Origin of the sequence: Pseudomonas sp. RW407 (genome assembly GCF_003176655.1) — a bacterium.
Taxonomy (GTDB): Bacteria; Pseudomonadota; Gammaproteobacteria; order Pseudomonadales; family Pseudomonadaceae; genus Pseudomonas; species Pseudomonas delhiensis.
Window position 1 is genome coordinate 1,528,745 of record NZ_QGSL01000106.1, and the last position, 24,876, is coordinate 1,553,620.

22 protein-coding genes are annotated in these 24,876 nt (G+C 69.6%); 7 read left to right on the plus strand and 15 right to left on the minus strand.

Features of this window, described 5'->3' with window-relative positions; translation table 11 throughout:
- The 7 genes from DK254_RS23595 to DK254_RS23625 form a co-directional block, all read right to left on the minus strand.
- Window positions 1–2,425, minus strand: a 2,425-nt coding sequence (locus DK254_RS23595) for an RND family transporter (RefSeq protein WP_109935836.1), incomplete at its 3' end; no start/stop codon positions are given.
- A 3-nt stretch (window positions 2,426–2,428) separates the two neighbouring features.
- The gene (locus DK254_RS23600; protein ID WP_109935727.1) at window positions 2,429–3,490 is read right to left on the minus strand and encodes a YCF48-related protein; all 1,062 of its coding nucleotides are present in this window, start codon (window positions 3,488–3,490) and stop codon (window positions 2,429–2,431) included.
- Window positions 3,491–3,619: 129 nt separating this feature from the next.
- Complete coding sequence (locus DK254_RS23605; protein WP_109935728.1) at window positions 3,620–4,987, minus strand: DUF1329 domain-containing protein; 1,368 nt, start codon at window positions 4,985–4,987, stop codon at window positions 3,620–3,622.
- 14 nt (window positions 4,988–5,001) lie between these two features.
- The gene (locus DK254_RS23610) at window positions 5,002–6,672 is read right to left on the minus strand and encodes a DUF1302 domain-containing protein (RefSeq protein WP_109935837.1); all 1,671 of its coding nucleotides are present in this window, start codon (window positions 6,670–6,672) and stop codon (window positions 5,002–5,004) included.
- A gap of 80 nt (window positions 6,673–6,752) precedes the next feature.
- Window positions 6,753–7,877 carry an FAD-dependent oxidoreductase gene (locus DK254_RS23615; RefSeq protein ID WP_109935729.1) on the minus strand — a complete coding sequence of 375 codons (1,125 nt, stop codon included), beginning with the start codon at window positions 7,875–7,877 and terminating at the stop codon, window positions 6,753–6,755.
- 141 nt (window positions 7,878–8,018) lie between these two features.
- Window positions 8,019–8,357, minus strand: a complete 339-nt coding sequence (locus DK254_RS23620) for a Rieske (2Fe-2S) protein (RefSeq protein ID WP_371921174.1) — start codon at window positions 8,355–8,357, stop codon at window positions 8,019–8,021.
- A 12-nt stretch (window positions 8,358–8,369) separates the two neighbouring features.
- Window positions 8,370–9,311, minus strand: a complete 942-nt coding sequence (locus tag DK254_RS23625; RefSeq protein ID WP_109935731.1) for a VOC family protein — start codon at window positions 9,309–9,311, stop codon at window positions 8,370–8,372.
- Between the two features lie 283 nt (window positions 9,312–9,594).
- Here DK254_RS23625 and DK254_RS23630 point away from each other — a divergent pair, with 283 nt between their 5' ends.
- From DK254_RS23630 to DK254_RS23640, 3 genes are all read left to right on the plus strand, one after another.
- Window positions 9,595–10,533 carry a LysR family transcriptional regulator gene (locus tag DK254_RS23630; RefSeq protein ID WP_109935732.1) on the plus strand — a complete coding sequence of 313 codons (939 nt, stop codon included), beginning with the start codon at window positions 9,595–9,597 and terminating at the stop codon, window positions 10,531–10,533.
- Between the two features lie 184 nt (window positions 10,534–10,717).
- Window positions 10,718–11,875 (plus strand): S9 family peptidase, encoded by a 1,158-nt coding sequence (locus DK254_RS23635; RefSeq protein ID WP_109935733.1) that lies wholly within the window; start codon window positions 10,718–10,720, stop codon window positions 11,873–11,875.
- A gap of 203 nt (window positions 11,876–12,078) precedes the next feature.
- Window positions 12,079–13,272 carry a Fic family protein gene (locus tag DK254_RS23640; protein WP_109935734.1) on the plus strand — a complete coding sequence of 398 codons (1,194 nt, stop codon included), beginning with the start codon at window positions 12,079–12,081 and terminating at the stop codon, window positions 13,270–13,272.
- A gap of 46 nt (window positions 13,273–13,318) precedes the next feature.
- Here the strand turns inward: DK254_RS23640 and DK254_RS23645 are convergent, their stop codons facing one another.
- Window positions 13,319–13,699 (minus strand): nuclear transport factor 2 family protein, encoded by a 381-nt coding sequence (locus tag DK254_RS23645; RefSeq protein ID WP_109935735.1) that lies wholly within the window; start codon window positions 13,697–13,699, stop codon window positions 13,319–13,321.
- Window positions 13,700–13,958: 259 nt separating this feature from the next.
- On the opposite strand from DK254_RS23645, the gene DK254_RS23650 reads away from it, so the two are divergent.
- Window positions 13,959–15,302 (plus strand): amidohydrolase family protein, encoded by a 1,344-nt coding sequence (locus tag DK254_RS23650; protein WP_109935736.1) that lies wholly within the window; start codon window positions 13,959–13,961, stop codon window positions 15,300–15,302.
- A gap of 2 nt (window positions 15,303–15,304) precedes the next feature.
- Window positions 15,305–15,748 carry a heme-binding protein gene (locus DK254_RS23655; protein WP_109935737.1) on the plus strand — a complete coding sequence of 148 codons (444 nt, stop codon included), beginning with the start codon at window positions 15,305–15,307 and terminating at the stop codon, window positions 15,746–15,748.
- Here the strand turns inward: DK254_RS23655 and DK254_RS23660 are convergent.
- The 6 genes from DK254_RS23660 to DK254_RS23685 form a co-directional block, all read right to left on the minus strand.
- Complete coding sequence (locus tag DK254_RS23660; protein ID WP_109935738.1) at window positions 15,739–16,668, minus strand: LysR family transcriptional regulator; 930 nt, start codon at window positions 16,666–16,668, stop codon at window positions 15,739–15,741. The two genes, DK254_RS23655 and DK254_RS23660, sit on opposite strands and share 10 nt — an antisense overlap.
- Before the next feature lie 345 nt (window positions 16,669–17,013).
- Window positions 17,014–18,039 carry a GlxA family transcriptional regulator gene (locus tag DK254_RS23665; protein WP_109935838.1) on the minus strand — a complete coding sequence of 342 codons (1,026 nt, stop codon included), beginning with the start codon at window positions 18,037–18,039 and terminating at the stop codon, window positions 17,014–17,016.
- Window positions 18,040–18,057: 18 nt separating this feature from the next.
- On the minus strand, window positions 18,058–19,470 hold the full coding sequence (gabP, locus tag DK254_RS23670; protein WP_109935739.1) for a GABA permease: 1,413 nt from the start codon (window positions 19,468–19,470) through the stop codon (window positions 18,058–18,060).
- A 421-nt stretch (window positions 19,471–19,891) separates the two neighbouring features.
- On the minus strand, window positions 19,892–20,101 hold the full coding sequence (locus tag DK254_RS23675; protein WP_009620169.1) for a cold-shock protein: 210 nt from the start codon (window positions 20,099–20,101) through the stop codon (window positions 19,892–19,894).
- Between the two features lie 344 nt (window positions 20,102–20,445).
- Window positions 20,446–20,703: a hypothetical protein gene (locus tag DK254_RS23680; RefSeq protein ID WP_109935740.1), complete on the minus strand. Its 258-nt coding sequence runs from the start codon at window positions 20,701–20,703 to the stop codon at window positions 20,446–20,448.
- Between the two features lie 166 nt (window positions 20,704–20,869).
- Window positions 20,870–21,997 (minus strand): AGE family epimerase/isomerase, encoded by a 1,128-nt coding sequence (locus tag DK254_RS23685; protein ID WP_109935741.1) that lies wholly within the window; start codon window positions 21,995–21,997, stop codon window positions 20,870–20,872.
- 191 nt (window positions 21,998–22,188) lie between these two features.
- Here DK254_RS23685 and DK254_RS23690 point away from each other — a divergent pair, with 191 nt between their 5' ends.
- Window positions 22,189–22,788, plus strand: a complete 600-nt coding sequence (locus tag DK254_RS23690) for an NAD(P)H-binding protein (protein WP_109935742.1) — start codon at window positions 22,189–22,191, stop codon at window positions 22,786–22,788.
- Window positions 22,789–22,793: 5 nt separating this feature from the next.
- Window positions 22,794–23,138, plus strand: a complete 345-nt coding sequence (locus DK254_RS23695; protein ID WP_109935839.1) for a hypothetical protein — start codon at window positions 22,794–22,796, stop codon at window positions 23,136–23,138.
- A 39-nt stretch (window positions 23,139–23,177) separates the two neighbouring features.
- On the opposite strand, the gene DK254_RS23700 is transcribed toward DK254_RS23695, so the two are convergent.
- Window positions 23,178–24,872: an NAD-dependent malic enzyme gene (locus DK254_RS23700; protein WP_109935840.1), complete on the minus strand. Its 1,695-nt coding sequence runs from the start codon at window positions 24,870–24,872 to the stop codon at window positions 23,178–23,180.
- Window positions 24,873–24,876 lie beyond the last annotated feature (4 nt).

A 24,876-nucleotide genomic window follows, 5' to 3' on the forward strand; every position in this document is an offset into this window, starting at 1 on the left:
AGTCGCGGTCGTGGTGGATTTCCTCCAGATGGTGCGCCGGCACGGCGGGCTGCGCCTGGCGCCGGGGCAGCAGGAAGTAGGCGAGCGCCGGCAGCAGCACCAGTGCGCCGACCATGTTCCAGACGAACATGAAGGCCAGCAGCACGCCCATGTCGGCCTGGAACTTGATGGGCGAGAAGATCCAGGTGCCCACGCCGATGGCCAGGGTCACGCCGGTGAGCATCACCACCTTGCCGGTGAACAGCAGCGCCCGGTAATAGGCGGTGGAAAGGCTGGCGCCCTGGCGCAGCTGGGCCAGGACGATGCTCATGACGTAGAGCGCGTAGTCCACGCCGATACCCACGCCGAGGGCGATCACCGGCAGGGTCGCGACCTTCACGCCGATGCCCAGCGCCACCATCAGCGCCTCGCAGAGGATCGAGGTGAGCACCAGCGGCAGTACCGCGCAGAGCACCGCGCGCCAGGAACGGAAGGTCACCAGGCAAAGCAGCACGACCGCGCCGTACACCCACCAGAGCATGTCGTGGTTGGCCTGCCTGACCACGATGTTGGTGGCCGCTTCGATGCCCGCGCTGCCTGCGGCCAGGAGGAATTTCGCCTGATCGCCGTCGTTGTCGCGGGCGAAGGCCTGCACGCTGTCGACCACCCGCGCCAGGGTGTCGGCCTTGTGGTCGGTGAGGTAGGCGTAGAGCGTCAGCAGGCTGCAATCGTCGTTGTACAGGCCTCGCGGGGCGTTGGCGGTGACCATGTTGAGGGTGGCCTGGTTGTTCACCAGCTCGTACCACTTCGGGCTGCCCTCGGAGAGGCCGACCAGCACCCGGCGCTCGAGCAGCGCCAGGGAGTTGGTCGAGTCCACGCCCGGCAGGCCGCGCAGTTGCCAGTCCAGGTCGTCGACGCGCTTGAGGGTGTCGTAGGCCGAGCAGGCGCCGGCCGGGGTCTGCACCATCACCGCGAAGACGTCGCTGCTGGCGCCGTAGTGCGCGGTGACGAAGGCGTTGTCGCGGTTGTAGCGCGAGTCCGGGCGCAGCTCCGGGGCGCCGGCGTCGAGGTCGCCGACCTTCAGGTTCAGGCTCACCGCGTAGCCGCCGGCCGCCAGCAGCGCGGCCACGGCGATGCAGAGCGCGGCCCAGCGGCGGCGGGTGAACAGGTCGAGGAAGCGCCACACGGCATGCTTGTCCGCCCCGCTCGCCTCGGCCTCTTCGGCGCGCAGGCTGCGCCGCGCCGCCCTGAGGCTGACGCCGACGTAGGACAGCAGCACCGGCAGCAGGATCAGGTTGGTGAAGATCAGCACCGCCACGCCCAGGCTGGCGATCACCGCCAGGTCCTGGATGACCTGGATGCGGATGATCATCAGCACCGCGAAGCCGACCGCGTCGCACAGCAGCGCGGTGAGCCCGGCGAGGAACAGCCGGCGGAAGGTGAAGCGCGCCGCCACCAGGCGGTGCATGCCGCGGCCGATGTCCTGCATGATGCCGTTCATCTTCTGCGCGCCGTGGCTCATGCCGATGGCGAACACCAGGAAGGGCACCAGCACCGAGTACGGGTCCAGTTCGTAGCCCAGCAAGGGCAGCAGGCCCAGTTGCCAGACCACCGCCACCAGCGAGCACACCACCACCAGCGCGGTGCTGCGCACGCAGCGGGTGTACCAGTAGAGCACCGCCGCGGTGATGGCGATGGCGGCGGCGAAGAACAGCAGGATCTGCCGCAGGCCGTCGATCAGGTCGCCGACCACCTTGGCGAAGCCGGTGATGTGGATGTCCACGCCCTGGGCCTGGTACTTGCCGCGCAGGACCTCCAGCTCATGGACGAAGGCGGTGTAGTCCAGCGCCTGGCCGTCCGGTGTCTTCTCCAGCAGCGGCACGTAGAGGATGCTGGAGCGCTGGTCGAAGGCCACCAGTTGGCCGATCTCGTTGGAGCGCTCGACGTTGCGCTTGAGCGCGGCGAGGCTTTCGGCGCCGCCGTCGTAGCCGTCGGGGATCACCGGGCCGCCCTCCAGGCCCTCCTCGGTGACGCCGGTCCAGCGGGTGGAGGGCGTCCACAGGGACTTCATCGCCGCGCGGTCCACGCCGGGCAGCAGGTACACCTCGTCGTTGAGTTGCTGCAGCACCTGCAGGTAATGCTTGTCGTAGATGCTGCCCGCGGGGTTGGCCACGGCGATGCGCACGGCGTTGCCCAGGCCGGCCAGCTCCTGGCGGTGCGCCAGGTAGTTGAGGATGAAGGGGTGCTCCCGGGGGATCATCTTCTCGAAGCTGGCGTTGAGCGTCAGGCGCGTGGCCTGCCAGCCCAGCAGCAGGGTCGCCGCCAGGCACAGCAGCAGGACCAGGCCGCGGTGGTTGAACAGGGCGCGTTCCAGCAGCGAGCCGGAGGCGCTGTCGAAGTCGTCGAGGCGGCCGCTGGACGGCGCGGGGGAAGTCGGGGCGTGCATGGCTCAGTCCGCTGTGCTGGAGGAGGAAGAAGGCGCCAGGCGGCGCGCGCCGGCCATGCCGACGGCCACCAGAGCGCCGTCGGCGGCGAGGGTGGCGGCGCTCAGCGGCAGGCCGTCGGAGACCGCCAGCGGCCTTGGGGCGAAGTCGTCCAGGCCGCTGCGCAGGAGCATCCCGGCCTGGTTGGCGAGCAGCAGTTGGCCGCCGGCCACGCGGATGCCGTTGAGCGACGCGGGCACCGGGTTGGCCAGGGCCCGGAAGCTGGCGCCATCGTCGTCGGAGGCGAACAGCTTGCCGCGCAGGCCGCCCACCAGCAGGCGCCCGTCGGGCAGCATGGCGGCGGCGAAGTAACTGCCGTCATAGGGGCCCTGCAGGGCCTCGAAGTGCTCGCCGGCATCGCGCGAGCGCAGCAGCAGGCCCTGCTCGCCGGCGAGGTAGAGCACGCTGCCCTGCCCCGCCACGGCATACAGGTGCAGGCCGTTCGGGTTGGGCAGGTGGCCCATCCATGACTGCCAGCTGAGCCCGCCATCGCCAGTGGCCAGGGCCAGGCCGTAGGCGCCCAGCACCAGGCCGTGGCGGGCATCGCTGAAATGCAGGGCCAGCAGCGGCTTGTCGGCACCGTCGGCGACCAGGCGCTGCGCGGCGGCGACGCGCCCGGCGTCGGCGGTGGCCTCGGCGGCCTGCAGCTCCAGGGCCGCGGCGCGCTTGCCGTCCAGTTGCAGGCGCCAGTGCTCGCCGCCATCGTCGCTGTGCAGCACCACGCCGGCATGGCCCACGGCCCAGCCGTTGCGCGCATCGACGAACTGCACGGCGGTCAGGCTGGTGCTCACCGGCACCGCTGCCGCCTGGCGCCAGCTGCTGCCGTTGTCGTCGGAAAGCAGCACCACGCCGCGCTCGCCCACCGCCACCAGGCGCTGGCCGGCGCGGGTCACGTCCTGCAGTACCGCGCGCAGGGCCTGGGGGCCTTGCACGGCGGGCTGCACCAGGACATCGGCAACGCTCGCCGCGTGGACCGGCGGCGCCGCGCAACAGGCCGCCAGGAGCAGGCCGGAAAGCATCTTCTTCATCGCACGCAACCTTGGTTTTTCTTGTAGTCGGGCCTGACGAGGCCGGGTACAGCGAGGTCTCCCATAGGAGCGGGCCCTGCCCGCGATTCGCGCGCAGGGCGCGCTCCTACAGCCCCCCGGTGCTAACGCTCAGCGCACACCCTCGCCCGCCATGGCGTCGGCGGTGAACACCGAGTCCTTGTAGGGCGGCACGATGCGGTATTGCTCGCTCTTGCCGGCGAACAGGTCGCCGGCGAACCAGGCCCCGGAGAGCAGGTCGTAGAAGCCGTTGGTGAGGGTCACCACGCCGGGCAGGTCGGGCAGCACCACCGGCGAGGTCCAGAGCACCTTGGCCAGCTGGCCGCGGGCGTCGTAGCGCTCGCCCAGCACCGCCGCCCAGGTGTCCTCGTCGAGGTAGTAGGTGCTCTTCGGCATCACGTGGCGCTGGCCGCTCTTGAGGGTCGCTTCCACCACCCAGACGCGGTGCTTCTCCCAGCGGATGGCGTCGGACTTCAGGTGGTGCGCGTCCAGCAACGCCTCGGGGCCGGCGGCGGTGAACACCTTGTTGGCGTTGTAGGGGATGTACATCTCCCGCTTGCCCACCAGTTTCCAGTCGAAGCGGTCGACGCGGCCGTTGAACACGTACAGCTCGTCGAAGCTCATGACCCCCGCGGTGGCCGGCGTCGGGGTGTCGCAGCAGGCGTTGGGCAGGCGGCGCACGCGGCGCTGGCCGGGCAGGTAGGTCCACACCGAGGCCTTGTCGGCATTGAGGTTCTCAAGGCCGGTGATGGCCTCGCCGGCGCGCAGCGGCGGGCCGTCGTTGATCATGCGGATGGACCAGAACACGCCCTTCTCGCCCGCGCCGCCGGGCAGGTACCAGGGCATCTGCAGGTCCGAGCGCGAGTCGTTGGTCAGCACGTGCTTGCCGTCGGCGGTGGTCAGGTACTGGGTGAAGCTGGCGTGCCAGGACGCGCCGCGCCAGCGCAGCAGGTGGTTCCAGATGGCCTCGGCGCCACTGGCCGGGATGGGGAACGGGATGCCGCCGGCGGCGCCCTCGGGCATGGGCCCGGCCGGGCCGTCCACCAGCTTGCCGCTGGTGGCGTTGGCGAAGGTGGCGTCGTACACCGACTGCGGGGCGGCGGCGCTGCGGTGGGTCGGGTAGACCTCCAGGCGGTAGCTGTCCGGGTACTTCTTCAGCATCGCCTGCACCCCGGGGGTGAGCTGCGCGGCGTGCTGCGCCATGTTCTGCGCGGTGATGGTGAACAGCGGCCTGTCGGCGGCGAAGGGGTCGCCGCGCTTGCCGCCGTCCTTGTAGGCCGGGTCGGCCTGGGTGTAGCCGCCGGTCCAGGCCGGGATGCTGCCGTCGGCGTTGCCGGCGCGCTCGCCGCCCAGTGGCGTCAGGGTGGTCTTCAGCTTGCCCGCCTCCTCGGCGGAGACGGCGGCCAGGGCGCCGTGGGCGAACAGCAGGGAGGCACTCAGGGCGGTGAGCAGGCAGGCGAGTTTCTTGTTGTGTTTCATCGGGCAGTCCTCGGTCAGAAGGTGCGGCTGACGGTGAAGGCGATGAAGTCGCGGTCTTTCAGCGACTGTTCGAAGGTGTAGTGGTTGTCGGCGTCGAGGAAGGTGTTCTGCGGGCCGTAGTAGTGCGTGTAGGTCAGGCCCAGGCTCCAGGTGTTGAGGTAGTTGCCCTTGAGGCCGACGTTGATGTCGCCGCCGTGGTCGGTGCCGAAGCCGGTGCCGAGGGCCTCGGAGGCGCCGTTGGTGTAGCTGGCGCCGATCGGTACCGAGAGGTCCAGGCCGGGGTAGATCTGCCGGTACATCGGCTCGTACACCAGGCGCAGGCTGGCGGCGTCGCGGTCGGCATTGGGGTCGATGGCGTCGCGGTTCCTGCTCACGCTCATCACCCGGTTCCAGGCGATCTCGCCGAGGAAGCTCGCCTCCTGGGCGATGAAGTTCGGCTCGAGGCTCGCCAGCCAGGAGAAGTTGGCGTGCAGGGTACGGCCGGTGGCGTAGAGCGGGTCGTCGCTGTTGTCGATGACCTCGCCGACGGCCAGGGCGTGCTGGTTGGTGGAGGCCAGCGGCTGGTTCCAGCGGGTGGAGACTTCGCCGGCCAGGTTGAAGTTGCCCACCGTGGTGGAGAAGCTCGCGCCCAGGGCCTCGATGCCTTCGGGGTACACCCAGTAGAACTCGCCGGCCTTGCCGGTGAGCGGGTCGAGGTTGGCGAAGTCGGTGCGCACGTTGAGCTGCGGCGACTTGTCGTGGAAGCGGATGGCGTACAGGCCCCAGTCCACCGTCTCGGTGCGCCAGCGCAGCTGCACGCCGCCCTGCCCCGAGTCCTTCGCCTCCTTGTCGTTGCCGTGGTAGAAGGCCAGCGGCTGGCCGCCGGGCATCACCGGCGCGCCGACGAACATGCGCTCGGCGCCGTCGCCGAAGAAATCGTCGGTGGAGAAGTAGCTGCCGGCGGCCGGCAGGCGGTTGGCCTCCCATTCGAACTGGTAGTAGGCGCCGATGGATACATCCGGGGTCAGTTGCAGCTGGCCGGAGACCTGCTGTACCGGGCGGATCAGCTCCTTGAACTGGGTGTTGGGCACCGACAGGCCCTTGACCACGTCGATCGGCGCCATGCCGCCGGCGATGCCGTTCATGCCGTAGAACAGGCTCTCGCCCCACTGCATGGCGTACTGGCCCAGGCGCCCGGACAGCGGTATGCCGGCCAGCTCGGTCTTGCCGAAGACGAAGGCGTCGAGCAGCTCGCCCTTGCGCCCGTGCAGGGTGCGGGTGTCGTCGGTGAATTCGTCGTAGTCCGCCGAGTAGCTGTTGGCCCGGCTCGGGTCGCTGGCGTCGGTGCCGCGGTTGTAGACGTCGTCGTACCAGGCCGCGCCGCTGACCCGCGCGCCGACGTCGCCGTAGGTCACGTCCAGCTCGGAGAGCAGGTCCAGGCGGTTGGAGATCAGGCCCTTGTCGAAGTTGCGGTCGCCATCGTCCAGGTTCAGCGCGGTCTGGCCTTCGGTGAGCTTGCTGCTGGCGTCCTGGGTGCGCCAGGCGGCGCTGTACTTCAGGGTGTTGTCCCAGCGCGCCCGCAGGTCGGGGTTGCCGGTGTCGAATTCGAAGGCCTGGGCGTGGCCGGCGGCCAGGGCCAGCAGCGCCAGGGTGAGGGGTTTGAGCGGCGGCAGCGGCCGCGCGGTTGCACGCTTGTCAGTGGGCATCGAGGTCACCTCGTTCTTGTTCTTGTGCATTCGTGTTGGCGCCGGCGCGCGGCCAGGGCAGGCGCGCCGGGTACATGGGCTCAGATGGGGCGCGCGGTGACCTCCAGCATCTGCCGGACCAGGCCGATGCGGTCGAAGGACGGGTCCCGGGCGATCTCCTTCTCCCCGGCCAGCAGGGACTTCTCGGCGATGAACCTGCAGCGCTCGAAACGCCGGCCCATGAAGCGCTGCAGCTGCTCGGCCAGGCTGCCGCCGGCGGTGAGTTCCTCGGCCAGCACCACCGCGTCCTCGATGGCCATGCCGGCGCCCTGCCCCAGGTGCGGGGTGGTGGCGTGGGCGGCGTCGCCGATCAGCAGTACCCGGCCGCGGTACCAGGGCTCGTCGACGAACACCGCCTCCAGCGGCTTGTAGACGACCTCGGCGCTGTCCGTGACCTGCTCGCGCAGTTCGCCGATCAGCCCGCCGAACCCGGCCAGGCGCTGGCGCAGGCCCTCGGCCAGGCCGGCCGGGTCCATCCAGGGGTTGCCCGGCTCGTGGGAGGTGGTGAACAGGTACATGAGGTCGTCGGCCAGCGGCACCAGGCCGGCGTTGCCCGAGGGGCCCTGGTAGTTGGCCAGGTGGTCGATGCCGGCGGCGCGCGGGAAGTTGTGGCGCCACACCGACTGGCCGGTGAAGCGCGGCTGGTACCTGTCGCCGAACAGCAGGCCGCGGACCCGCGAGTACAGCCCGTCGGCGCCCACCAGCAGCTGGTAGCGGCCCTGGCTGCCGTCGCTGAACAGCACGTCGACACCGCCGGCGTCCTGCTCGAAGCTCTCCACCGAGGTGCCCAGGCGCACCCGGGTGCCCAGTTCGATGGCGGTCTCGCTCAGCACCTTGTGCAGCGCGCGGCGGGAGATGCCGACGTTGGCCGGGTACTGCGGCCCCGCCAGGCGCTGGCCGGGGATGCGCGCCAGCTGCTGGCCGGCGGTGGTGTAGATGGCTACGTCCTCGAAGGCGTAGGCGGCGTCCAGGTAGGCATCCAGCAGGCCCAGGCGGTGCATCTCGCGCACCACGTTGCTCTGCTGGATGATGCCGACGCCGTAGACGGTCCATTCGCTCTTCAGCTCGACCAGGTCGACGGCGATTCCCTTGCGGCGCAGGGCGATGGCGGCGCACAGCCCGCCGATGCCGCCGCCGACGATCAGCACGTTGCTCACAGTATTCATGGCATCTCTCACGTCTTGTTCTTGTTGTCCGCACCGGCGAGCGGTGCGGCCGTTCTGCGTGCCCCGGGGCACAGCTTCCCGGCGGGGCCGGGCCTTGACCAATCGAGTCCGCGGATGCGACCTATCGCGCGGCGCGATACCTCAGCCTTGCAGTTGCGCCAGCGGCAATAGCAGCCAGCCGTCCTTCTCCTCGTGCGCCAGCGCTTCCAGCGCCTGGCCACGGCACGGGCCGTACACGCACTCGCCGCTGTCCGGGCGGAAACGCGCGCCGTGGGCGTAGCAGACGACCCATTGGCCGTCGGCGCTGAGGAACCTGTCCTTGCGGTACTCCAGCGGCACGAGCAGGTGCGGGCAGCGGTTGCGGTACAGGCGCACCTGGCCGCGGTGGCGCAGGGCGAACAGGCCGTCCGCCCCCCTGCCCTGCGGGTCGAAGCCGCGCGCCTGGCCCTCGGCCAGCTCGTCGAGCCGGCACAGCGCCATGCACTCCACGGCTCAGCCCTGCTTCGGCGGCGGGCCGCTGGGGGCCCACTTCTCCCGCGAGGTGAAGAGGAACAGCTGCGAGTTGTCCGCCGACATCGGCGCCTGGCGCGCGGCCCAGGCGTCGTCGTGCTTGTCCATGTCGGCGTCGTACTCGATGTGGCAGCCCAGCGGGCTGTTGAAGTACCAGAACCAGTTGGAACCCAGCAGGTGCCGGCCCGGGCCCCAGAAGCTGGTCCAGCCCTTGTTCTGGAAGCGCGTGCCGGCCAGCAGCACTTCGGTGCCGCTGCCCAGGTGGAAGGTGAAGTGCTCGCAGCCCTGCATGTGCGGCGGCGTCTGGATCATGAACAGGCAGTGGTGGTCGTCCATGCCCGCCGTGCGCATGAAGGGGCCGACGCCGACGAAGCTGTCGGTGGTGACGAAGCCCAGGCGCTCGCGGTAGAAGGCCTCCCCCCTGGCGGCGTCGGGCACGAAGTACACGACGTGGGACAAGGTGCGCGGCAACGCCGGCATGTCCGGGGTGATGCCCAGTTGGTTGAGCGGGCGCTGCGGCGCGCTGCCGGGGGCGTTGGTCAGGTCGGCGGGGGCCTCGTACGGACGGCGGCAGCTGACCTGGAAGGCGATGGCGAAGCCCAGGTCGTCGACGCAGTGCAGCGCGCCGGCGGCATCACGGCGCACCTCGCGGTCGCGCCCCAGTTCGTCGGCGATGGCTTCCAGGTCGGCGGCGCCAGCCACGCCGTAGACGGTCTCGCGCAGGGAAGGCGTTGGGCCCAGGGCCGGCGGCAGGCTCGGATCGTCGCCGTGGCGGATGACGATGGCGGTGCCGTCGAGGGCTTCGAAGCGCCCACCGTCGGCGGTGAGTTGCGTGGCCGCGAGGCCGTAGTCGCGCAGGCAATCGGCACAGGCCTGGATATCGTCGACGCCGAAGACCAGGGCGTCGAGGCCAAGGATGTTCATGGCTACCACTCCATTGAAATTATGATTCGGCGCCGGGCAGGGGGCCGCCGGTGGTGGGTCGCCGCGGCACGGGGGCCGCTCGACTGGGGCGCAGGTTGGCGGGCGCCATGGCGCCCTGACCAATCGCATGTGGGGATGCGAGGCATCGCCGAATGCGATACCTGGGCGCGGGCCCATGGCGGCGGGTGTTTGCCGCCCACTCATGGCGCAGCGGTCTTGACGTATCGGGAATGCGGCGGGAAGGTATCGCGAAAATAACTACAACAAGCCTGAGCCATCTGCCATGCGATTCCACCACCTGGACCTGAACCTGCTGGTGGCGCTGGATGTGCTGCTGGAAGAGCAGAACATCACCCGCGCCGCCGAACGCCTGCACATGACGCAGTCGGCCACCAGCGGCGTGCTCGGCCGCCTGCGCACCTTCTTCGAGGACGAGCTGCTGGTGCAGGTCGGCCGCAAGATGCAGCCCACCCCCTACGCCCTGGCACTGGCGGGGCCCGTGCGCGAGGTACTGCTGACCATCCGCTCCTCGATCACCGCCAAGCCGGTGTTCGACCCGGCCAGCAGCAAGCGCCACTTCCGCCTGGTGACCTCCGACTACCTGATCAGCGTGCTCTTCGCCCAGGTGATCCAGAAGATCCACCAGCAGGCCCCGCACATCACCTTCGAGATGCTCAGCCCCGGCGACAACAGCGCCGAGCTGCTGATGCGCGGCGAGGTGGACATGATGATCGTGCCCGAGCGCTACATCATCGACGGCCACCCGGCGCAGCTGCTGTTCGAGGAGGACCACGTCTGCGTGGTCTGGCGCGACAACCCGGCGGTGGGCGAGAGCCTGACCCTGGAGCAGTACATGCAGATGGGCCACATCTCGGTGGGCTTCGGGCGCAACCGGCACCTGAGCATCGAGGACTGGTTCATGAGCCAGTACGGTTTCAACCGCCGCCTGGAAGTGATCACCAACGACTTCAACACCCTGCCCCAGCTGCTGGTCGGCACCCAGCGCGTGGCCACCATGCACCGCCGCCTGGCCGAGCTGTACGCGCATTACCTGCCGCTGCGCATCCTGCCGCCGCCGGTGAAGATCCCGGTGATGCGCGAATACATGCTCTGGCACCGCAGCATGGAAGGCGACCCCATGCACCGCTGGCTGCGCGAGCGCATCCGCGACTTCATCCAGAGCCTCGACCAGCAGCCCGAAGCCCTGCGCCACACCGGCTGACCCCGCCCCATCGCCCCCCGGCCGCCGCCGTGGCGCCGGGGCATCGCGTTTGGCGATACCTCGCATCCCCACTCGCGATTGGCGCAGCACCGCCCCGCCTACGTACCTTGCCGTCGAACCGCGCCCTGCGTGCCTGCCGCCATTCCCGGGCGCCGGAAAACCCGACCGCAGAAGGACAACAAGAATGTTCCGCTACTTCCCCACCAATTACGTCTGGAACCTCTCGGTGGACCTGGCCATCGAGATGGGCGCCCGCCTGGGCGAGATCGAGGAAATGTGCGCCCCGCTGCAGGAGGCCGCCAGGCAGCCCGACGCCGCCGGCACCCGGGCCTTCCGCGAGACCTGGTCGAAAATGGCCGACAAGCTCTGCGGCCTGGCCGAGGAAGACGAGGCCGCCGGCCGCCTGTTCTCCGCCGGCGAGAAGTACAACCGCGCCGCCACCTACTACCTCACCTGCGAACGCCTGCAGGCCCACGGCGCCCCGGGCCGCGAGACGCTGTACCGGCGCTTCCTCGACACCTTCGCCCGCGGCGTCGCGCTGTCGAAGGAGAACTGCGAACGCGTGGAGATCCCCTACGAAGGCAAGCACATCGCCGGTCTCTACGTGCGCGCCGAGGGCGTGGAGGGCCCGGCGCCGCTGCTGGTGCAGGTCAACGGCCTGGATTCGACCAAGGAAATGAAATACCGCGTCGGCCTGCCCGCCTGGCTGGCCAAGCGCGGCGTGGCCTCGCTGATCATCGACCAGCCCGGCACCGGCGAGGCCCTGCGCCTGCACGGCCTGACCGCGCGCTACGACAGCGAGCACTGGGCCAGCCGCGTGTTCGACTGGCTGGAAACCCGCGCGGACGTCGACGCCAAGCGCATCGGCCTGGAAGGCGTGTCCCTGGGCGGCTACTACTGCCCGCGCGCGGTGGCCTTCGAACCACGCTTCGCCTGCGGCGTGGTATGGGGCGCCAACCACGACTGGCGCGACGTGCAGAAGCGCCGCCTGGAGAAGGAAGGCGACTTCCCGGTGCCGCACTACTGGGCCCACGTGCAATGGGTCTGGGGCGCGAAGGACATCGACGAATTCATGGGCATCGCCGAGAACGTCCACCTGGACGGCGTGCTCGAACGCATCCGCGTGCCCTTCCTGGTCACCCACGGCGAGAAGGACTCGCAGATTCCGCTGAAATGGGCGCACCGCACCTACGAGCAACTGGTGAACAGCCCGAGGCGCGAGCTGAAGATCTTTACCGAGCGCGAAGGCGGCGTGCAGCACTCCAGCTTCGACAACAGCATCAACGCCGGGCAGTACATCGCGGACTGGGTGGCGGAGACGCTGGGTGGGCGTACGGCCTGAGGGCTCCGGGGTCTTCCTTGCTGCGGCACCGGATCACGGTGCCGTTCCCCGCTGCCGGGCGTGCCGGCGCCCTGCCGGTAAAAATATGAAGAAAAACTTTCTTAATGACTCTCTAAAACCAAATACAAGCCGCAATACATAAGGGTTTGCAGCCTTACGAAATGTGAATTTAAATGTGAAGAAATTTACCCAGGAAAGCAGCAATGCCGCTGATCACCGACAAGGGCTGGCTGGACCCGATACTGCCGGAAGAGCTGCCGGCCTCGATCATCGAACGGGCTGACGCCCTGCCGGGCAAGGCGGCCTTCCTGGCAGGCCGCCTGGCCAGGCAAACGAGCGAGCAGCTCGGGCAACTGCTGCAGATAACCAACAGCTACTATTCGAACCTCATCGAGGGCCGCTATACCGAGATCGCAATGATGCAGCAGGCGCAGGCCGCGCCACGCCGCGAGCGTCTCCTGCTGCAAGACCTGGCCATCAGGCACATGCAGGCGCAGGCGGTGTTCGAACGGGCCCTGCGGCGCTTCCCCACCGCGCAATGGAGCGACTTGTTCGAACCGGCGCTGGTGCAGCGCGTGCACGAACGCCTGTTCGACGATACCGATGATGCCAGCCGGCGCCTCGACGACGGCCGCTTCCTGCAACCGGGCCAGCTGCGCGCCAGGCCGGACGAGGAAGTCGCCATCGGCGGCAGGCCCGCGCCGGCCGCCTCTGTCGTGCTGCCGATGCTGCGTCACCTGCGCGATGGCTTCGGACGCGCCCGCGACCCACGCCGCCGGCTGATCGGCGCCCTCGCCTACCATCACCGGCTGGCCTTCGTGCACCCGTTCCTCGACGGCAACGGGCGCACCACACGGCTGATGACCCATATCCACCTCGTTGCCCTGGGCCTGCGGCCGACGCTCTGGTCCCTGTCTCGCGGCCTGGCGCGCCAGCACCAGGACTACTATCGGATGCTGGCGCTGGCCGACCGCCCTCGCGAAGGCGACCTGGACGGACGCGGCAAGCTGAGCCGCAAGCACTACTTCGCCTTCATCGAGTTCATGCTGGACGTCTGCCACGACCAGATCGACTACATGACCCAGGCCGTCGACCCGACAGCCCTGCGCGAGCGAGTGGTGCGGGCATTCCGCTATAACGCCCAGCTACGCGCGGCCGGCGCCCGGGAGGAAAGCGCAGCGGCGGTCCATGCCCTGCTGGTGCAGGGCGAGATGCCACGCAGTGACTTCAAGACCTTCACCGGCCTGACGCCGCGCCCGGCGATCGATGAACTGAGCCGCCTGGTACGCCTGGGCGTGGTACTCAGCCCGACGCCGAAATCCCGCAGCGTGCAGCCAGGGTTGCCGGCCTGGTTCGCCCAGGAGATATTCCCGGACCTCCATCGACGCTTCCAGTAGCCCGGACGCACAAGCTAGCGGGCAAAGGCAAAATTACCGCGCCACCTCATGCTGGCGTGCGAGTGCCATGGAAGGCAGCGATCCGCCAACCACCGCCCTCCCTCACCCACAATTGCGTGGCGAAGCCCTCGGCGCGCACCGGTTCGCCGCCGCCGCGCTTCTGCAGCAGGTTGCACTGCGGCCCGCTCATCAGCGCCAGGGCGTCGCCGAACAGGCGTACCCGCAGTTCGCCGCGCTCCACCGCCAGGTAGCGCACCGCGTGGCGGGCGTAGTCCAGGTACTGCGCCCTGTCCTGCACCAGGCCGGTGGTGTGCACGTAGAGCAGGTCGTCGGCGAAGAGTCGCTCCAGGCCGGCGTGGTCCTCCTCCACCAGCGCGCGCTGGCGCGCCTGCTCCAGGGCCAGCAGTTCGGTACGGATGTCGTTCATGGTGGTTTCCTCGTGGGTTGATGGCGGCGGCATCCTCGCCCTGCCCGCCCCGGCGGGAAAAATCGCCATTGGCCATGCCTGGCATCGCCACTGCCGATACCTGCCCCGCATCGCTTGCCCCATGCCCGGAACCCAGGCGCCATGCGCCCGCGCCAGGTATCGACGGTATCGATGGCCGGGCATCGACAGCATCTGTTGGTCAGCCGGGGCGCAGCGCCCTAGCCTGCCGGCACAACGAGAAGCCGAGGAGAAACCGCCCATGGGCGCCCTGCACCTGCACTGTTCCACCCTGTTCGACGGCACCGGCCTGCAGGCCCGCCACGAACAGACGCTGATCATCGACAACGGCCTGGTCCGCCACGTCGGCCCCAGCGCCGCGGCGCCGCGCCCGCAAGCGGGCGACCGCGAGGAGCGCGCCGCCTTCGTCATGCCCGGGCTGGTGGACGTGCACACCCACCTGGCCTTCGGCAACGCCCAGAGCGAGGAAGACATCGATCTCTGGACCAGCGACGAGTTCCGCGCCCTGCGCGGGCTGTTCTTCGCCCAGCACGTGCTCGCCGCCGGGGTCACCTCCATGGTCTGCCCCGGCGACAGCGGCCAGCTCAGCATCGCCGTGCGCAACACCGTCAACGCCGGCCTGTTCGAGGGCCCGCGCATCGCCGCCAGCAGCCGCGTGATCACCAACCGGCAGAGCCTCAACGACTGGTTCCCCAGCCGCGTCGGCGCCCCCGAATACTTCACCGCCGCCCTGGTCACCAGCCGTACCGAGGCCATTGCCGAGATCCGCCGGCAGGCCAAGGACGGCGTCGACCTGATCAAGATCGCCATGGACGGAACCCATCGCCGGCCCAACGGCGAGATCATCGCCGCCTTCACCGCCGAGGAGACCCGCGAGATGGTCGAGGAAGCCCACCGCCTGGGCTGCCGGGTGGCCACCCACGCCTATGGCCGCGAGGCGGTGATGTATGCGGCGAAGGCCGGCGTGGACCTGGTGTTCCACGCCTTCTATATGGACGACGCCTGCATCGAGGCACTGCTGGAAGCCGGCAGCGTGCTGGCCCCGACCATGACCTTCCCGCAGAACACCGTGGACTTCTGCCAGGCCCACGACCCGGCGATCGCCACCGGCTACGCCGGCTACTGCGCGCGCACCCTGGAGCTGGGCACGCCGGTGCTGCGCCGCGCCAAGGCCGCCGGCATCCCCTTCGCCTGCGGCAGCGACAGCGGCTTCGCCGTCACCCCCTACGGCGAATGGCACGCCCGCGAGCTGGAACTGCTGGTGACGCGCCTGGGCTTCACCCCCGCCGAGGCGCTGTACGCCGCCACCAACGTCGGCGCCCGGCTGATGCCGCGTGGCGAAACCCTGGGCACGCTGGAAGCGGGCAGGCAGGCCGACCTGCTGGTGCTCGACGGCTCGCCCCTGGACGACATCCGCGTCCTCCAGGACCGCCAGCGCCTGCTCGCCGTGTACAAGGCCGGCGAGCCGGTGCGCCTGCAGCGCACGGCCTACGACCCCAGGCAGGTCTCGGACTTCAACTCGCTGAAATGGACCGACCTCTATACCCGCGACCGCGTCGCCCAACTCGGCAAATGGAGCCTGTGAGCATGACCACCCTCGACTTCGAGCACGCCACGCGCCTGGCCGCCGCCACCCTGCGCCACGCCCGCGAGCTGGGCGTGCGCCCGCTGGCCGCCGCGATACTGGACGCCGCCGGCCATCCGCTGGCCGTGCTGCGCGACGAACGGGCCAGCTTCCTGCGCCCGCAGATCGCCAGCGGCAAGGCCCGCGGCTGCCTCGGCATGGGCTTCGGTGGTCGCGAACTGGCACGCCGCGCCCAGGCCATGCCGGCGTTCTTCGATGCCATCAACAGCCTGACCGGAGGCGAGGTGATCCCGGCGCCCGGCGGCATCCTGCTACGCGACGAGGCCGGCAACCTGCTCGGCGCCATCGGCGTCAGCGGCGACACCTCCGACAACGACGAGCGCTGCGCCCTGCTGGCCATCGAGGAGCTGGGCCTGCGCGGCGACACCGGCGACTCTCAGGCCTGACCCAGCCCCGCGGCCTGCTCCGCCAGCAAGACGCGGAGCCAGGCCAGCGCCGGGTCCAGGTCCTGCTGCGGGTGCCACTGCAGCACCTGCGGCGCCGTCGGAAAGGCCAATGGCGCCGGCAGCACGCGCAGCGGGTAGCGCCGCGCCAGGGCCTGCGCCTGGCGGCGGAACAGCGTGGCCACCCGCGGCGTGCCGACGATGAACTCGGCCATCAGCGAAAAGCTCTGCACCGCGACGGCCACGCGCCGCTCGATGCCCAGTTCGCGCAAGTGCAGGGCGTCCATGGCCAGGTTCTGGCCGTCGGCGAACTCGCGCAGCACGTGCTCGGCGGCGCAGTAGTCGGCCAGGCTCAGGCCGCCGGCGAAGGCCGGTTGCCCGGCGCAGACGATGCAGCACAGCTCGTCGCCGAGCAGCGGCATCTGCGGATAGCGGGGGTTCACCCGGCGCTGCGGCACTATCACCAGGTCGCTGCGGCGGTATTCCAGGGCTTCGGCCACCACGTCGCCGTCGCGCGGCAGCGGCAGGTCGCGCAGCACCAGCGAGGCGCCCGGCGCCCGTTGCGACAGAGCCCGGCTGGCCGCGGGCAACAGGGTCGCCACCACATAGTCCGAGGCCACCAGGGTGAAGCGCCGGTCGCACTGCGAAGGGTCGAAGAGCACCGCCGCATCCACCACCTCCCCCGCCAGGGCCAGGGCCTCGCGTACCTTGGGCAGCAGCTGGCGGCCCAGGGCACTGGGCGCCAGGCCCCGCCCCAGGGGCACCAGCAGCGGGTCGTTGAAGTGCTCGCGCAGGCGCGCCAGCGCCGCGCTGGTGGCCGACTGGCCCAGGTTGAGGCGTTCGGCGGCCCGGCTGACGCTGCATTCGTCGAGCAGCGCGGCCAGGGCCACCAGCAGGTTGAGGTCCAGACGTCGGTAGCGCATGGGCGCTTTATACCCCGCGCGCCGCCGCCAACGGAGCGCGTTTGCCGCTGGCAGGTATCGCGCCGGGCGATACCTCGGCGCCGGCATTCTCCCGTAGGACGCCGTCCGCGATTGCCGGGAACACCGGCGCGGATCGCGGATGGAATCCGCTCCTACGCCGCCCCTTCCAACCCGTAGGGCGCATAACGCCTACGGCGTTATCCGCCAACCACCACAATTTTCCTGGGCACCGGTGTTCCGCCCTACGCACATCTTCCACCCGTAGGAGCGGACTCCGTCCGCGATTCGCGCGCAGGGCGCGCTCCTACAGGGGAATGACGTGGCTGGGGTCTTCGCCGGCACGCCCTACCTCGCCGACTTCACGCACCCGTAACGCACCTCTTTCGACGGCGGATAGCCGTAGAAGGATGTGTAGCACTTGCTGAAATGGCTGGGCGAAACGAAGCCGCAGGCCAGGCTCACCTCGAACATCGGCAGGTCCGAGTGCTGCAGCAGGCGGCGGCTCTCGGTGATGCGCAGCTCCAGGTAGTAGCGCACCGGCGTGGTGCCCAACTGCTGCTGGAACAGCCGCTCGATCTGCCGCTTGGAGCGGCCGACGTAGCTCGCCAGCTGGTCCTGGCTGAGGGGCTCCTCGATGTTGGCGCTCATCAGGTTGATGGCCTCGCGCAGCGGCTCGCTGAGCTTCTCGTGCAGCGCCGGGCGGGCACGGCGGAAGCGCGATTCCTCGAAGGCCAGGATGTCCGCCACGGCGTCCACCAGTTCGCGGCCGTGCAGCGCGTCCATCCATTCCAGCACCATGTTGAAGGCCCCGGTCGGGCTGGCGGCGGTGAAGCGGTCGCGGTCGACCATGTAGCTCTCGCTGGTGACTTCGCTGTGCCGGGCGATCTCCGCCAGCGCTGCGCGGTTCTCCGGATGCACCGCGCAGCGGTAGCCGTCCAGCAGGCCGGCCTGGCCGAGGAACCAGGCGCCGTTCCACAGCCCGGCCAGGGCCACGCCCTTCTCCGCTGCCAGTTGCAGCAGGCGCGTCAGTTCCGGCGTGGCGCGCAGCGGCGTGCGTAGGCCGCCGCAGAGCACCAGCAGGTCCAGCCCGGCGAGCGCCGCCGGCGCCAGGGCCGTACCCGGGCAGATGACCAGCCCCAGGTCGCTGGTGACCGATTCGCCGTCCAGGCTGAAGGTCCCGGTAGCGAAGGTGTCGGCGCGGATCAGGTTGGCCGTGACCAGGGTGTCCAGCGCTTGGGTGAAGGCCGGCAGGGAGAAGTGCTCCAGCAGCAGGAAGCCCACCCGCCCCTGGCGTTGCGTGCCCGCCCGGGGCGCGGAAACGAACCTGAGGTTGCGGCCCTGCATGGCACCGCTGAATTGCCGCCGTTCCACCAATCGCGACTCCTGCCGTCAGCCGGCCGAACGCAGCGGATCGAGGCGCCCGCCGGCCTGGGCGCCCTGGCGCCGGGTGGTGAAGCTCAAGAGCACGGTCGCCACGGTCAGGCCGAGGGTGGAGCTCACCTCGATGCGGTGCTCCGGCAGGATGAACATCACCACCAGCACGCCGCTGATGAAGGCGATCACCGCCCAGGTCAGCCAGGGGAACAGCCACATGCGGCAGGCGATCGCCTGGTTGCGCCGCTGCAGGGTGGCGCGCATGCGCAGCTGCGAGACGGCGATGGCCAGGTACACCAGCAGGGCGATGGAGCCGGAGCTGGCGAGGAGGAAGTCGAACACCCGCGCCGGGGCGATGAAGTTCAGCACGGTGGTGAGCATGCCGATCAGCGTGCTGGCGATCACCGCCGCCCGCGGCACGCCCGCCGCCGAGGTGCGCTGGATGAAGGCCGGCGCATCGTTGCGGCGGCTCAGCGAGTAGATCATCCGCGAGGCGATGTAGATCGACGAGTTCAGGCAGCTGGCCACGGCCACCAGCACCACCAGATCCATCATCAGCTTGGCGTGGGGCACGCTCATCAGCTCCAGGGCGCGCTGGTAGGAGCCCTGGGTCGTCAGCATGGGGTCGTCCCAGGGCACCACCGAGATGATCACCAGGATCGACAGCAGGTAGAACACGCTGATGCGCCAGATCACCGAGCGCGTGGCCTTGGCGATGTTGCGCCGCGGGTCGCTGGACTCGGCGGCGGCGATGGTCACCGCCTCGGTGCCGATGAAGCTGAACAGCGTGGTGATCAGCGCGGTGAAGATGGCACCCCAGCCGTTGGGCAGGAAGCCGCCGTGCCCGCGCATCAGGTTGCCCAGGCCGCTGACCTGGTGCCCCGGCAGCACGCCGAGCAGCGCCGCCGCGCCCAGGCTGATGAACAGCACGATGGCGCCCACCTTGAGCATGGCGAACCAGAATTCGAACTCGCCGTACTTGGCCACGCTGAACAGGTTGGTGACGGTCAGCAGCAGGGTCATCACCAGGGCGAACACCCAGGTCTGCACCTGGGGGAACCAACTGTTGAAGATCACCCCGGCGGCGATCGCCTCGATGGGGATCACCAGCACCCAGAACCACCAGTACAGCCAGCCGATGGTGAAGCCGGCCCAGCGGCCGATGGCCTGGTCGGCGTAGGCGGAGAAGGAGCCGGTGTCGGGGTTGGCCACCGCCATCTCGCCCAGCATGCGCATCACCAGCACCACCAGCAGCCCGGACAGGGCGTAGGCGAGGATCGCGGCGGGCCCCGCGGCGGCGATGGCGTGGCCTGAGCCGACGAACAGCCCCGCGCCTATGATCCCGGCGATGGACAGCATGGTCACGTGGCGCGGCTTGAAGCCCTGGACCAGTTCGCCACTGGCGCCTTTGGCACTTGGAATACTCATCGGTCGGCCTTTTATTGAACTTGTTATGAGGTGGCACGGCGCCACCTGGCGGGCGCCGGAGACTGCCGGACGCGGGCACAACCCTATTCCAGGGCGTCGCCCGGGCATTTGCCCAGGATCGCCATGGGCATGAGCAAAAACGACATGGCCCCGCCCGCGAGCGCCCAGGGCCGGGGCTGGGGGTGCCATGAAAGCGACATCGACGGCGGGGCGAGGAGGCAGTCGCCCCGGTGGGGCGGGATCAGGCGCAGTGGCTCAGCGACTGCCCAGTGGTGTGCAGCGCTCGATTCGGAGCGAGGAAGGCGATGACGCCGGGGCGGGAATGCCTGGCTGGCGAGCGAAGGGAGAAGGCGGGAATTTTCCGGGCACAAACGAAAAGCCCCGCAATGCGATGCGGGGCTTCGGGCACTCGAGAGTGCTCTTACAGGGCTTGAACCTGCTCGGCTTGCGGGCCTTTGGCGCCGGCAGTCACGAGGAAGCTGACGCGCTGGCCTTCGTCCAGGGACTTGTAGCCGGTGGATTCGATCTGGCGGAAGTGAACGAAGACGTCCGGGCCGCTTTCCGGGGTGATGAAGCCGAAGCCCTTCTCAGCGTTGAACCACTTGACGGTACCAGTTTGGCGGTTTGCCATGATGTAGATCTCCAAGGTAGGAACGAGCACAGGCGACATGCCTGGCTGGAACTGAATGCAGAGTGAAGAGAAACCGAGGAGATGGAAATCAGAACTGGCTGAGCATCAATACGGAGCCGCTAAACCGGGCAGGCAGTGGTGGCAGGATACAGGGTTCAGCGGATTTGGACAGCATTTTCTTTTCCGCGCCGCGATTCTGGACGATCGGTCGCATTGCCACACCGCCCCAGCTTCCGTCTTTACGCCCCTGGCCAGGCGCTCGGGAACGGCGCCGACGGCAAGCGCCGGCGGCCGGGTGAATGCCTCGGCACGCACCCGCGCCGGCCGTTGCCCATCGATCCGCGTCAGGCGTGGCCGTCCAGTTGCCCTACCCAGCGCTCGGCCGCGGCGAAGGAGGCCTCGAAGGCGGCCTCGTGGGATTCCCAGGGCCCGATGACGACGTCCAGCGGCGATACGCTCGCCGGCATGTTCGCCAGCGAAAGCAGCATCTCGGCGACCTTGCCGGGGCCTATGTAGCGCGGCGAGATGAGCACCGCCACCCCGCTGGAGGTGGTGTACTCGCTGGGCGGCATGAAGTTCGGCTCGCTGGTGTGCTGTTGCATGCATCGTTCCCCCCGGCCCGCTGGCAGGCCGTGCAGATGGTTGGAGTTGCGCAAGGTGGCGGACGGTCGCCCACCCTTTCACGGACTCTCCAGCTTGCCAGCGGTTCCGGCGGATCGCCCCTGCCGAAGGCATGGCCGCCAGGCGGTAGCCAGGCGGCCGCGGGCTTCAGGCGCGCTCGATCAGGGCCTGCAGCGCCTGGTAGGCGCCCAGCAGGTGGTAGGGCGTGGTGGATGGCATGTCCGCGCGCAACACCGCGCCGTCCGGCCCCAGCACCTCGTGCCAGCCGCCGTCGTGCAGGAAGCGCGAACGGAAGCGCTCGGTCCACAGCGCCAGGGTGTCGAGGGACTGGGCGCTGCCCTCCACGGCCAGGGCCCGGGCGAACTCGGTCTGCGCCCAGATGCGCTGGGTGGCGTCCTGCAGGATGCCATCCGCCGCCAGCGCGGCGCTCACGCCGAGAGTGCCGGCGGCCACGCCATGCCGCTGGGCGAAGACGAAGGCGCGGCGCAGCGCGGCCTCCAGGGCGGAACCGGCGAACAACGCCGGCGCGCCCATGACCAGCGAGAACCATTCGAACTGGTGCCCCGGCTCGATGCGGTTGCCCGCCTCGCCTTGCGGCAGTTCGGCCACGCAGCCGCTGGCCGGGTCGACGAAGCGCGCCAGCAGCGCCTGGCCCATCTCCCGCAGGCGCTGCCCGTACCAGGCGTCGCCGTCGATGGCGTAGGCCGCCAGGTAGGCCTCGGTGAGGTGCATGATGGGGTTCTGCAGCACAGGCGCGCCATCGTCGGCGAAATCCTCGGCCAGCGCGGACAGGTACAGCCCCTCGCCGTCGGCGAAGCGCTGCTCGATCAGCTCGGTGGTGCGCGTCATCAGTTCCAGCGCGGCGGCGCTGCCGCTGAGCCGGTGATACTGCGCGCAGGCGAACACCACGAAGGCGAAGGTGTAGAGGTCGCGGCGGCTGTCCAGCGGCTGCCCGGCCGCGTCGATGCTGTAGAGCCAGCCCCCGCGACCATCGCCGAAATGGCGCTGCAGCGAGGCGAACAACGCCTCGGCCCGGGCCGCGTCGGCAGGCCCTGCGTGGCTGAAGATGAACAACTGGCGGGCGCAGGCCATGGTGCGGTAGCGCACCGCCGCCAGGGGCTGCCCGCTGCGGTCGTCGAGCGCCTCGTAGGGCAACTGCAGCGCGTCGTTCCAGCCGGCGGCACGCCACAGCGGCAGGACGGTATCGGCGTAGTGACGGGTCAACGCCGCGATGCCGGCGGCGAGGGATGGCGAAAGGGACGACGGGACGGGCATGCGACGGGTCTGCGTGAGAAAGGAAGGCGCAAGCGCAGAAGATAGAGGAAAAGCCCCCCGGAAAGAACCCGCCCGCGCAAGGGCGGGCTCCACACCGGGCCCGACCGGTCGCCACGCGGGTGGAACCTCGGCCCTCGCCGGGGCTTCGATATGCATAGGTTCGCCTTGCCCACACAAGCGGAGGAAGCGCCATGCACAACCTCGAGACAGCCACGCTGAAGCTGGGCGTGTTCCGCCCCTTCGACAGCCTCGGCCAGGCCCTGGTCGCTGCCGCGCTGCACCGGCAGCACGAGGTCAGCGCCCTGGTGGAAGACCTCAACAGCCTGCGTGCTCGCCCCGGCCTGCGCTGCAAGCTGGGTGGCCTGGCGTCGTCCGTGGAGGTCAGCGAGGCCGTAATGGGGCTCGACGTGATCTTCGCCATGCTCGGCGACCAGCCGCCGCAACAACTGCCACCGCAGTGCGGCGCGCTCATCGACGGCGCGCTGCGCGCCGGCGTGCCGCGGCTGTTCCTGGTGGGCCACTGGCAATGGCTGGTGGCGCCGCAAGATGCCGCCGACGAGCAACTCGGCGCCGGCCTGGCCCGCAGCCTGGAAGTGAGCGGGCTGGACTGGACGCTGGTGGAAACGCCGGCCCTGGTCGAAGGCCTGCGCATCGACGATTTCAGCCGCACCGCCGCGCCCGTCGACGTCGCGAGCCAGCAGGCGCTGGCCTGTGCCGAGGCATTGCTCGACGAGGTGCGCCTGGGGCTGCACCGTCGCCAGTGCCTGCGCCTTCGCGATCCGGGGAGCTGATGGCCATGTCCGGTCCGGATGCGTTCAGCCAGACGCTGGGCACCCTGCTCCTGGCGCTGGCCTTCAGCGCCTTCATCCTTTTCGTCCACGGCTATCGCCCCGCCGGGGTCGGTGCCTTCTGGTACGACCTGGTGCTGGGCTTCGTCGGCCTGTGGCTGGCGCTCTGGCCGGAAGTCGCGACCTTCCTGCGCGAGACGAACGCCGCCAGCGCGCTGGGCCTGCTGCTGCAGGTCGTCGCCACCCTGCTGGGCGGGTTGCTCGGCGCCGGCGTGGCCAAGGCCCTGCAGCTCACCCTGCAGGAGCGCCGCGCCGGGCGCCCGGCCCGCACCGGCGAGCACCGGAAGCGCTAGCGCCTCGCCGGCCCGGGCACCGGGCCATGCGTGGCCCGCTTACAGCGAGCGGCGACGATACTCCCGGTAGCGCGGTGCCCAGAAGTTGCGCTCGATGGCGGCGTGGAGCATGGCGTCCGGGGTTTCCAGCGCCACGCCCTCGGCCTGGGCCTGCTTGGCCACGGCGAAGGCGATGCGCCGGCTGACCTGCTGGATGTCACGTAGCGGCGGCAGCACCGCGTCGCCCTCCCCGGTCACCACCGGCGAACATTCGGCCAGGGCGTTGGAGGCGGCCATCAGCATCGCCTCGGTGACGCGCCGGGCGCCGGCGGCGATCACCCCCAGGCCGATGCCGGGGAAGATGTAGGAGTTGTTGCACTGGGCGATGTGGATGCTGCGCCCGCCGTGCTCCACCGGCTGGAACGGGCTGCCGGTGGCGACCAGCGCGCGGCCCTCGGTCCACTGGAGGATTTCCGCCGGGGTCGCCTCGACCCGCGAGGTCGGGTTGGACAGCGGCATCACCAGCGGCAGCGGGCAGTGCTTGTACATCTCGCGGACCACCGCCTCGCTGAACAGCCCGCGCTGTCCGGAAACGCCGATCAGCACCGTCGGTTTCGCCCGGCTTACCACCTCGAGCAAGTCGATGCCGTCCTCGCCGCGCTGCCAGTCGGCCACGTCGCCGGCCTTCTGCGCCAGCTTGCGCTGGAACTCCAGCAGACCATCCATGCCCTCCACCAGCAGGCCGTGGCGGTCGACCATGAAGATGCGCTGGCGCGCCTGCGCCTCGCTCAGCCCCTCCAGCTGCATGGCGGCGATGATGTGCTCGGCGATGCCGCAGCCGGCGGAACCGGCGCCGACGAAGGTGATCACCTGCTCGCTGAGCTTCTGCTGCTTGACCTTGCACGCCGCCAGCAGGGTGCCAACCGCCACCGAGGCGGTGCCCTGGATGTCGTCGTTGAAGCAGCACAACTGGTCGCGGTAGCGCTCCAGCAGCGGCATGGCGTTGGTCTGGGCGAAGTCCTCGAACTGCAGCAGCACGCCCGGCCAGCGGCGCTGCACGGCGCGGATGAACAGCTCGACGAAGTCGTCGTAGTCCTTGCCGCTGATGCGCGGGTGGCGCCAGCCCATGTACAGCGGGTCGTCCAGCAGCGCCTGGTTGTTGGTGCCCACGTCCAGCACGATGGGCAGCGTGTAGGCCGGGCTGATGCCGCCGCAGGCGGTGTACAGCGACAGCTTGCCGATGGGAATGCCCATGCCGCCGATGCCCTGGTCGCCCAGGCCGAGGATGCGCTCGCTGTCGGTGACCACGATGATCTTCACCTTGTCCTTGGTGGCGCTGCGCAGCACGTCGTCGATGCGCTCACGGTCCGGCCAGGAGACGAACAGGCCGCGGTGGGTGCGGTAGATCTTCGAGAAGTCCTGGCAGGCCTGGCCTACCGTGGGGGTGTAGATGATCGGCAGCATTTCCTCCAGGTGGCCTTCGAGCAGGCGGAAGAACAGCGTCTCGTTGTTGTCCTGGATGGAGCGCAGGTAGACGTGCCGGTCGAGGTCGGAGGCGCATTGCAGGTACTGCTGGTAGACGCGCTCGGCCTGCTCCTCGATGGTCTCCACGGTCTGCGGCAGCAGGCCGCTGAGGTTGAAATCGATGCGTTCCTGCGGGGTGAAGGCGCTGCCCTTGTTCAGCAGCGGCATCTCCAGCAGCGCCGGGCCGGAATAGTGGGTGTACAGCGGGTAGTTCGACTTGCGTTCGGTCATGGCT

What these genes read in the sequence shown, in the direction of transcription:
- DK254_RS23600 (WP_109935727.1), bottom strand. Translation starts at nt 3,490, where the DNA reads ATGAAGAAGATGCTTTCCGGCCTGCTCCTGGCGGCCTGTTGCGCGGCG.
- DK254_RS23605 (WP_109935728.1), bottom strand. Translation starts at nt 4,987, where the DNA reads ATGAAACACAACAAGAAACTCGCCTGCCTGCTCACCGCCCTGAGTGCC.
- DK254_RS23610 (WP_109935837.1), bottom strand. Translation starts at nt 6,672, where the DNA reads ATGCCCACTGACAAGCGTGCAACCGCGCGGCCGCTGCCGCCGCTCAAA.
- DK254_RS23615 (WP_109935729.1), bottom strand. Translation starts at nt 7,877, where the DNA reads ATGAATACTGTGAGCAACGTGCTGATCGTCGGCGGCGGCATCGGCGGG.
- DK254_RS23620 (WP_371921174.1), bottom strand. Translation starts at nt 8,357, where the DNA reads ATGGCGCTGTGCCGGCTCGACGAGCTGGCCGAGGGCCAGGCGCGCGGC.
- DK254_RS23625 (WP_109935731.1), bottom strand. Translation starts at nt 9,311, where the DNA reads ATGAACATCCTTGGCCTCGACGCCCTGGTCTTCGGCGTCGACGATATC.
- DK254_RS23630 (WP_109935732.1), top strand. Translation starts at nt 9,595, where the DNA reads ATGCGATTCCACCACCTGGACCTGAACCTGCTGGTGGCGCTGGATGTG.
- DK254_RS23635 (WP_109935733.1), top strand. Translation starts at nt 10,718, where the DNA reads ATGTTCCGCTACTTCCCCACCAATTACGTCTGGAACCTCTCGGTGGAC.
- DK254_RS23640 (WP_109935734.1), top strand. Translation starts at nt 12,079, where the DNA reads ATGCCGCTGATCACCGACAAGGGCTGGCTGGACCCGATACTGCCGGAA.
- DK254_RS23645 (WP_109935735.1), bottom strand. Translation starts at nt 13,699, where the DNA reads ATGAACGACATCCGTACCGAACTGCTGGCCCTGGAGCAGGCGCGCCAG.
- DK254_RS23650 (WP_109935736.1), top strand. Translation starts at nt 13,959, where the DNA reads ATGGGCGCCCTGCACCTGCACTGTTCCACCCTGTTCGACGGCACCGGC.
- DK254_RS23655 (WP_109935737.1), top strand. Translation starts at nt 15,305, where the DNA reads ATGACCACCCTCGACTTCGAGCACGCCACGCGCCTGGCCGCCGCCACC.
- DK254_RS23660 (WP_109935738.1), bottom strand. Translation starts at nt 16,668, where the DNA reads ATGCGCTACCGACGTCTGGACCTCAACCTGCTGGTGGCCCTGGCCGCG.
- gabP (WP_109935739.1), bottom strand. Translation starts at nt 19,470, where the DNA reads ATGAGTATTCCAAGTGCCAAAGGCGCCAGTGGCGAACTGGTCCAGGGC.
- DK254_RS23675 (WP_009620169.1), bottom strand. Translation starts at nt 20,101, where the DNA reads ATGGCAAACCGCCAAACTGGTACCGTCAAGTGGTTCAACGCTGAGAAG.
- DK254_RS23680 (WP_109935740.1), bottom strand. Translation starts at nt 20,703, where the DNA reads ATGCAACAGCACACCAGCGAGCCGAACTTCATGCCGCCCAGCGAGTAC.
- DK254_RS23685 (WP_109935741.1), bottom strand. Translation starts at nt 21,997, where the DNA reads ATGCCCGTCCCGTCGTCCCTTTCGCCATCCCTCGCCGCCGGCATCGCG.
- DK254_RS23690 (WP_109935742.1), top strand. Translation starts at nt 22,189, where the DNA reads ATGCACAACCTCGAGACAGCCACGCTGAAGCTGGGCGTGTTCCGCCCC.
- DK254_RS23695 (WP_109935839.1), top strand. Translation starts at nt 22,794, where the DNA reads ATGTCCGGTCCGGATGCGTTCAGCCAGACGCTGGGCACCCTGCTCCTG.
- DK254_RS23700 (WP_109935840.1), bottom strand. Translation starts at nt 24,872, where the DNA reads ATGACCGAACGCAAGTCGAACTACCCGCTGTACACCCACTATTCCGGC.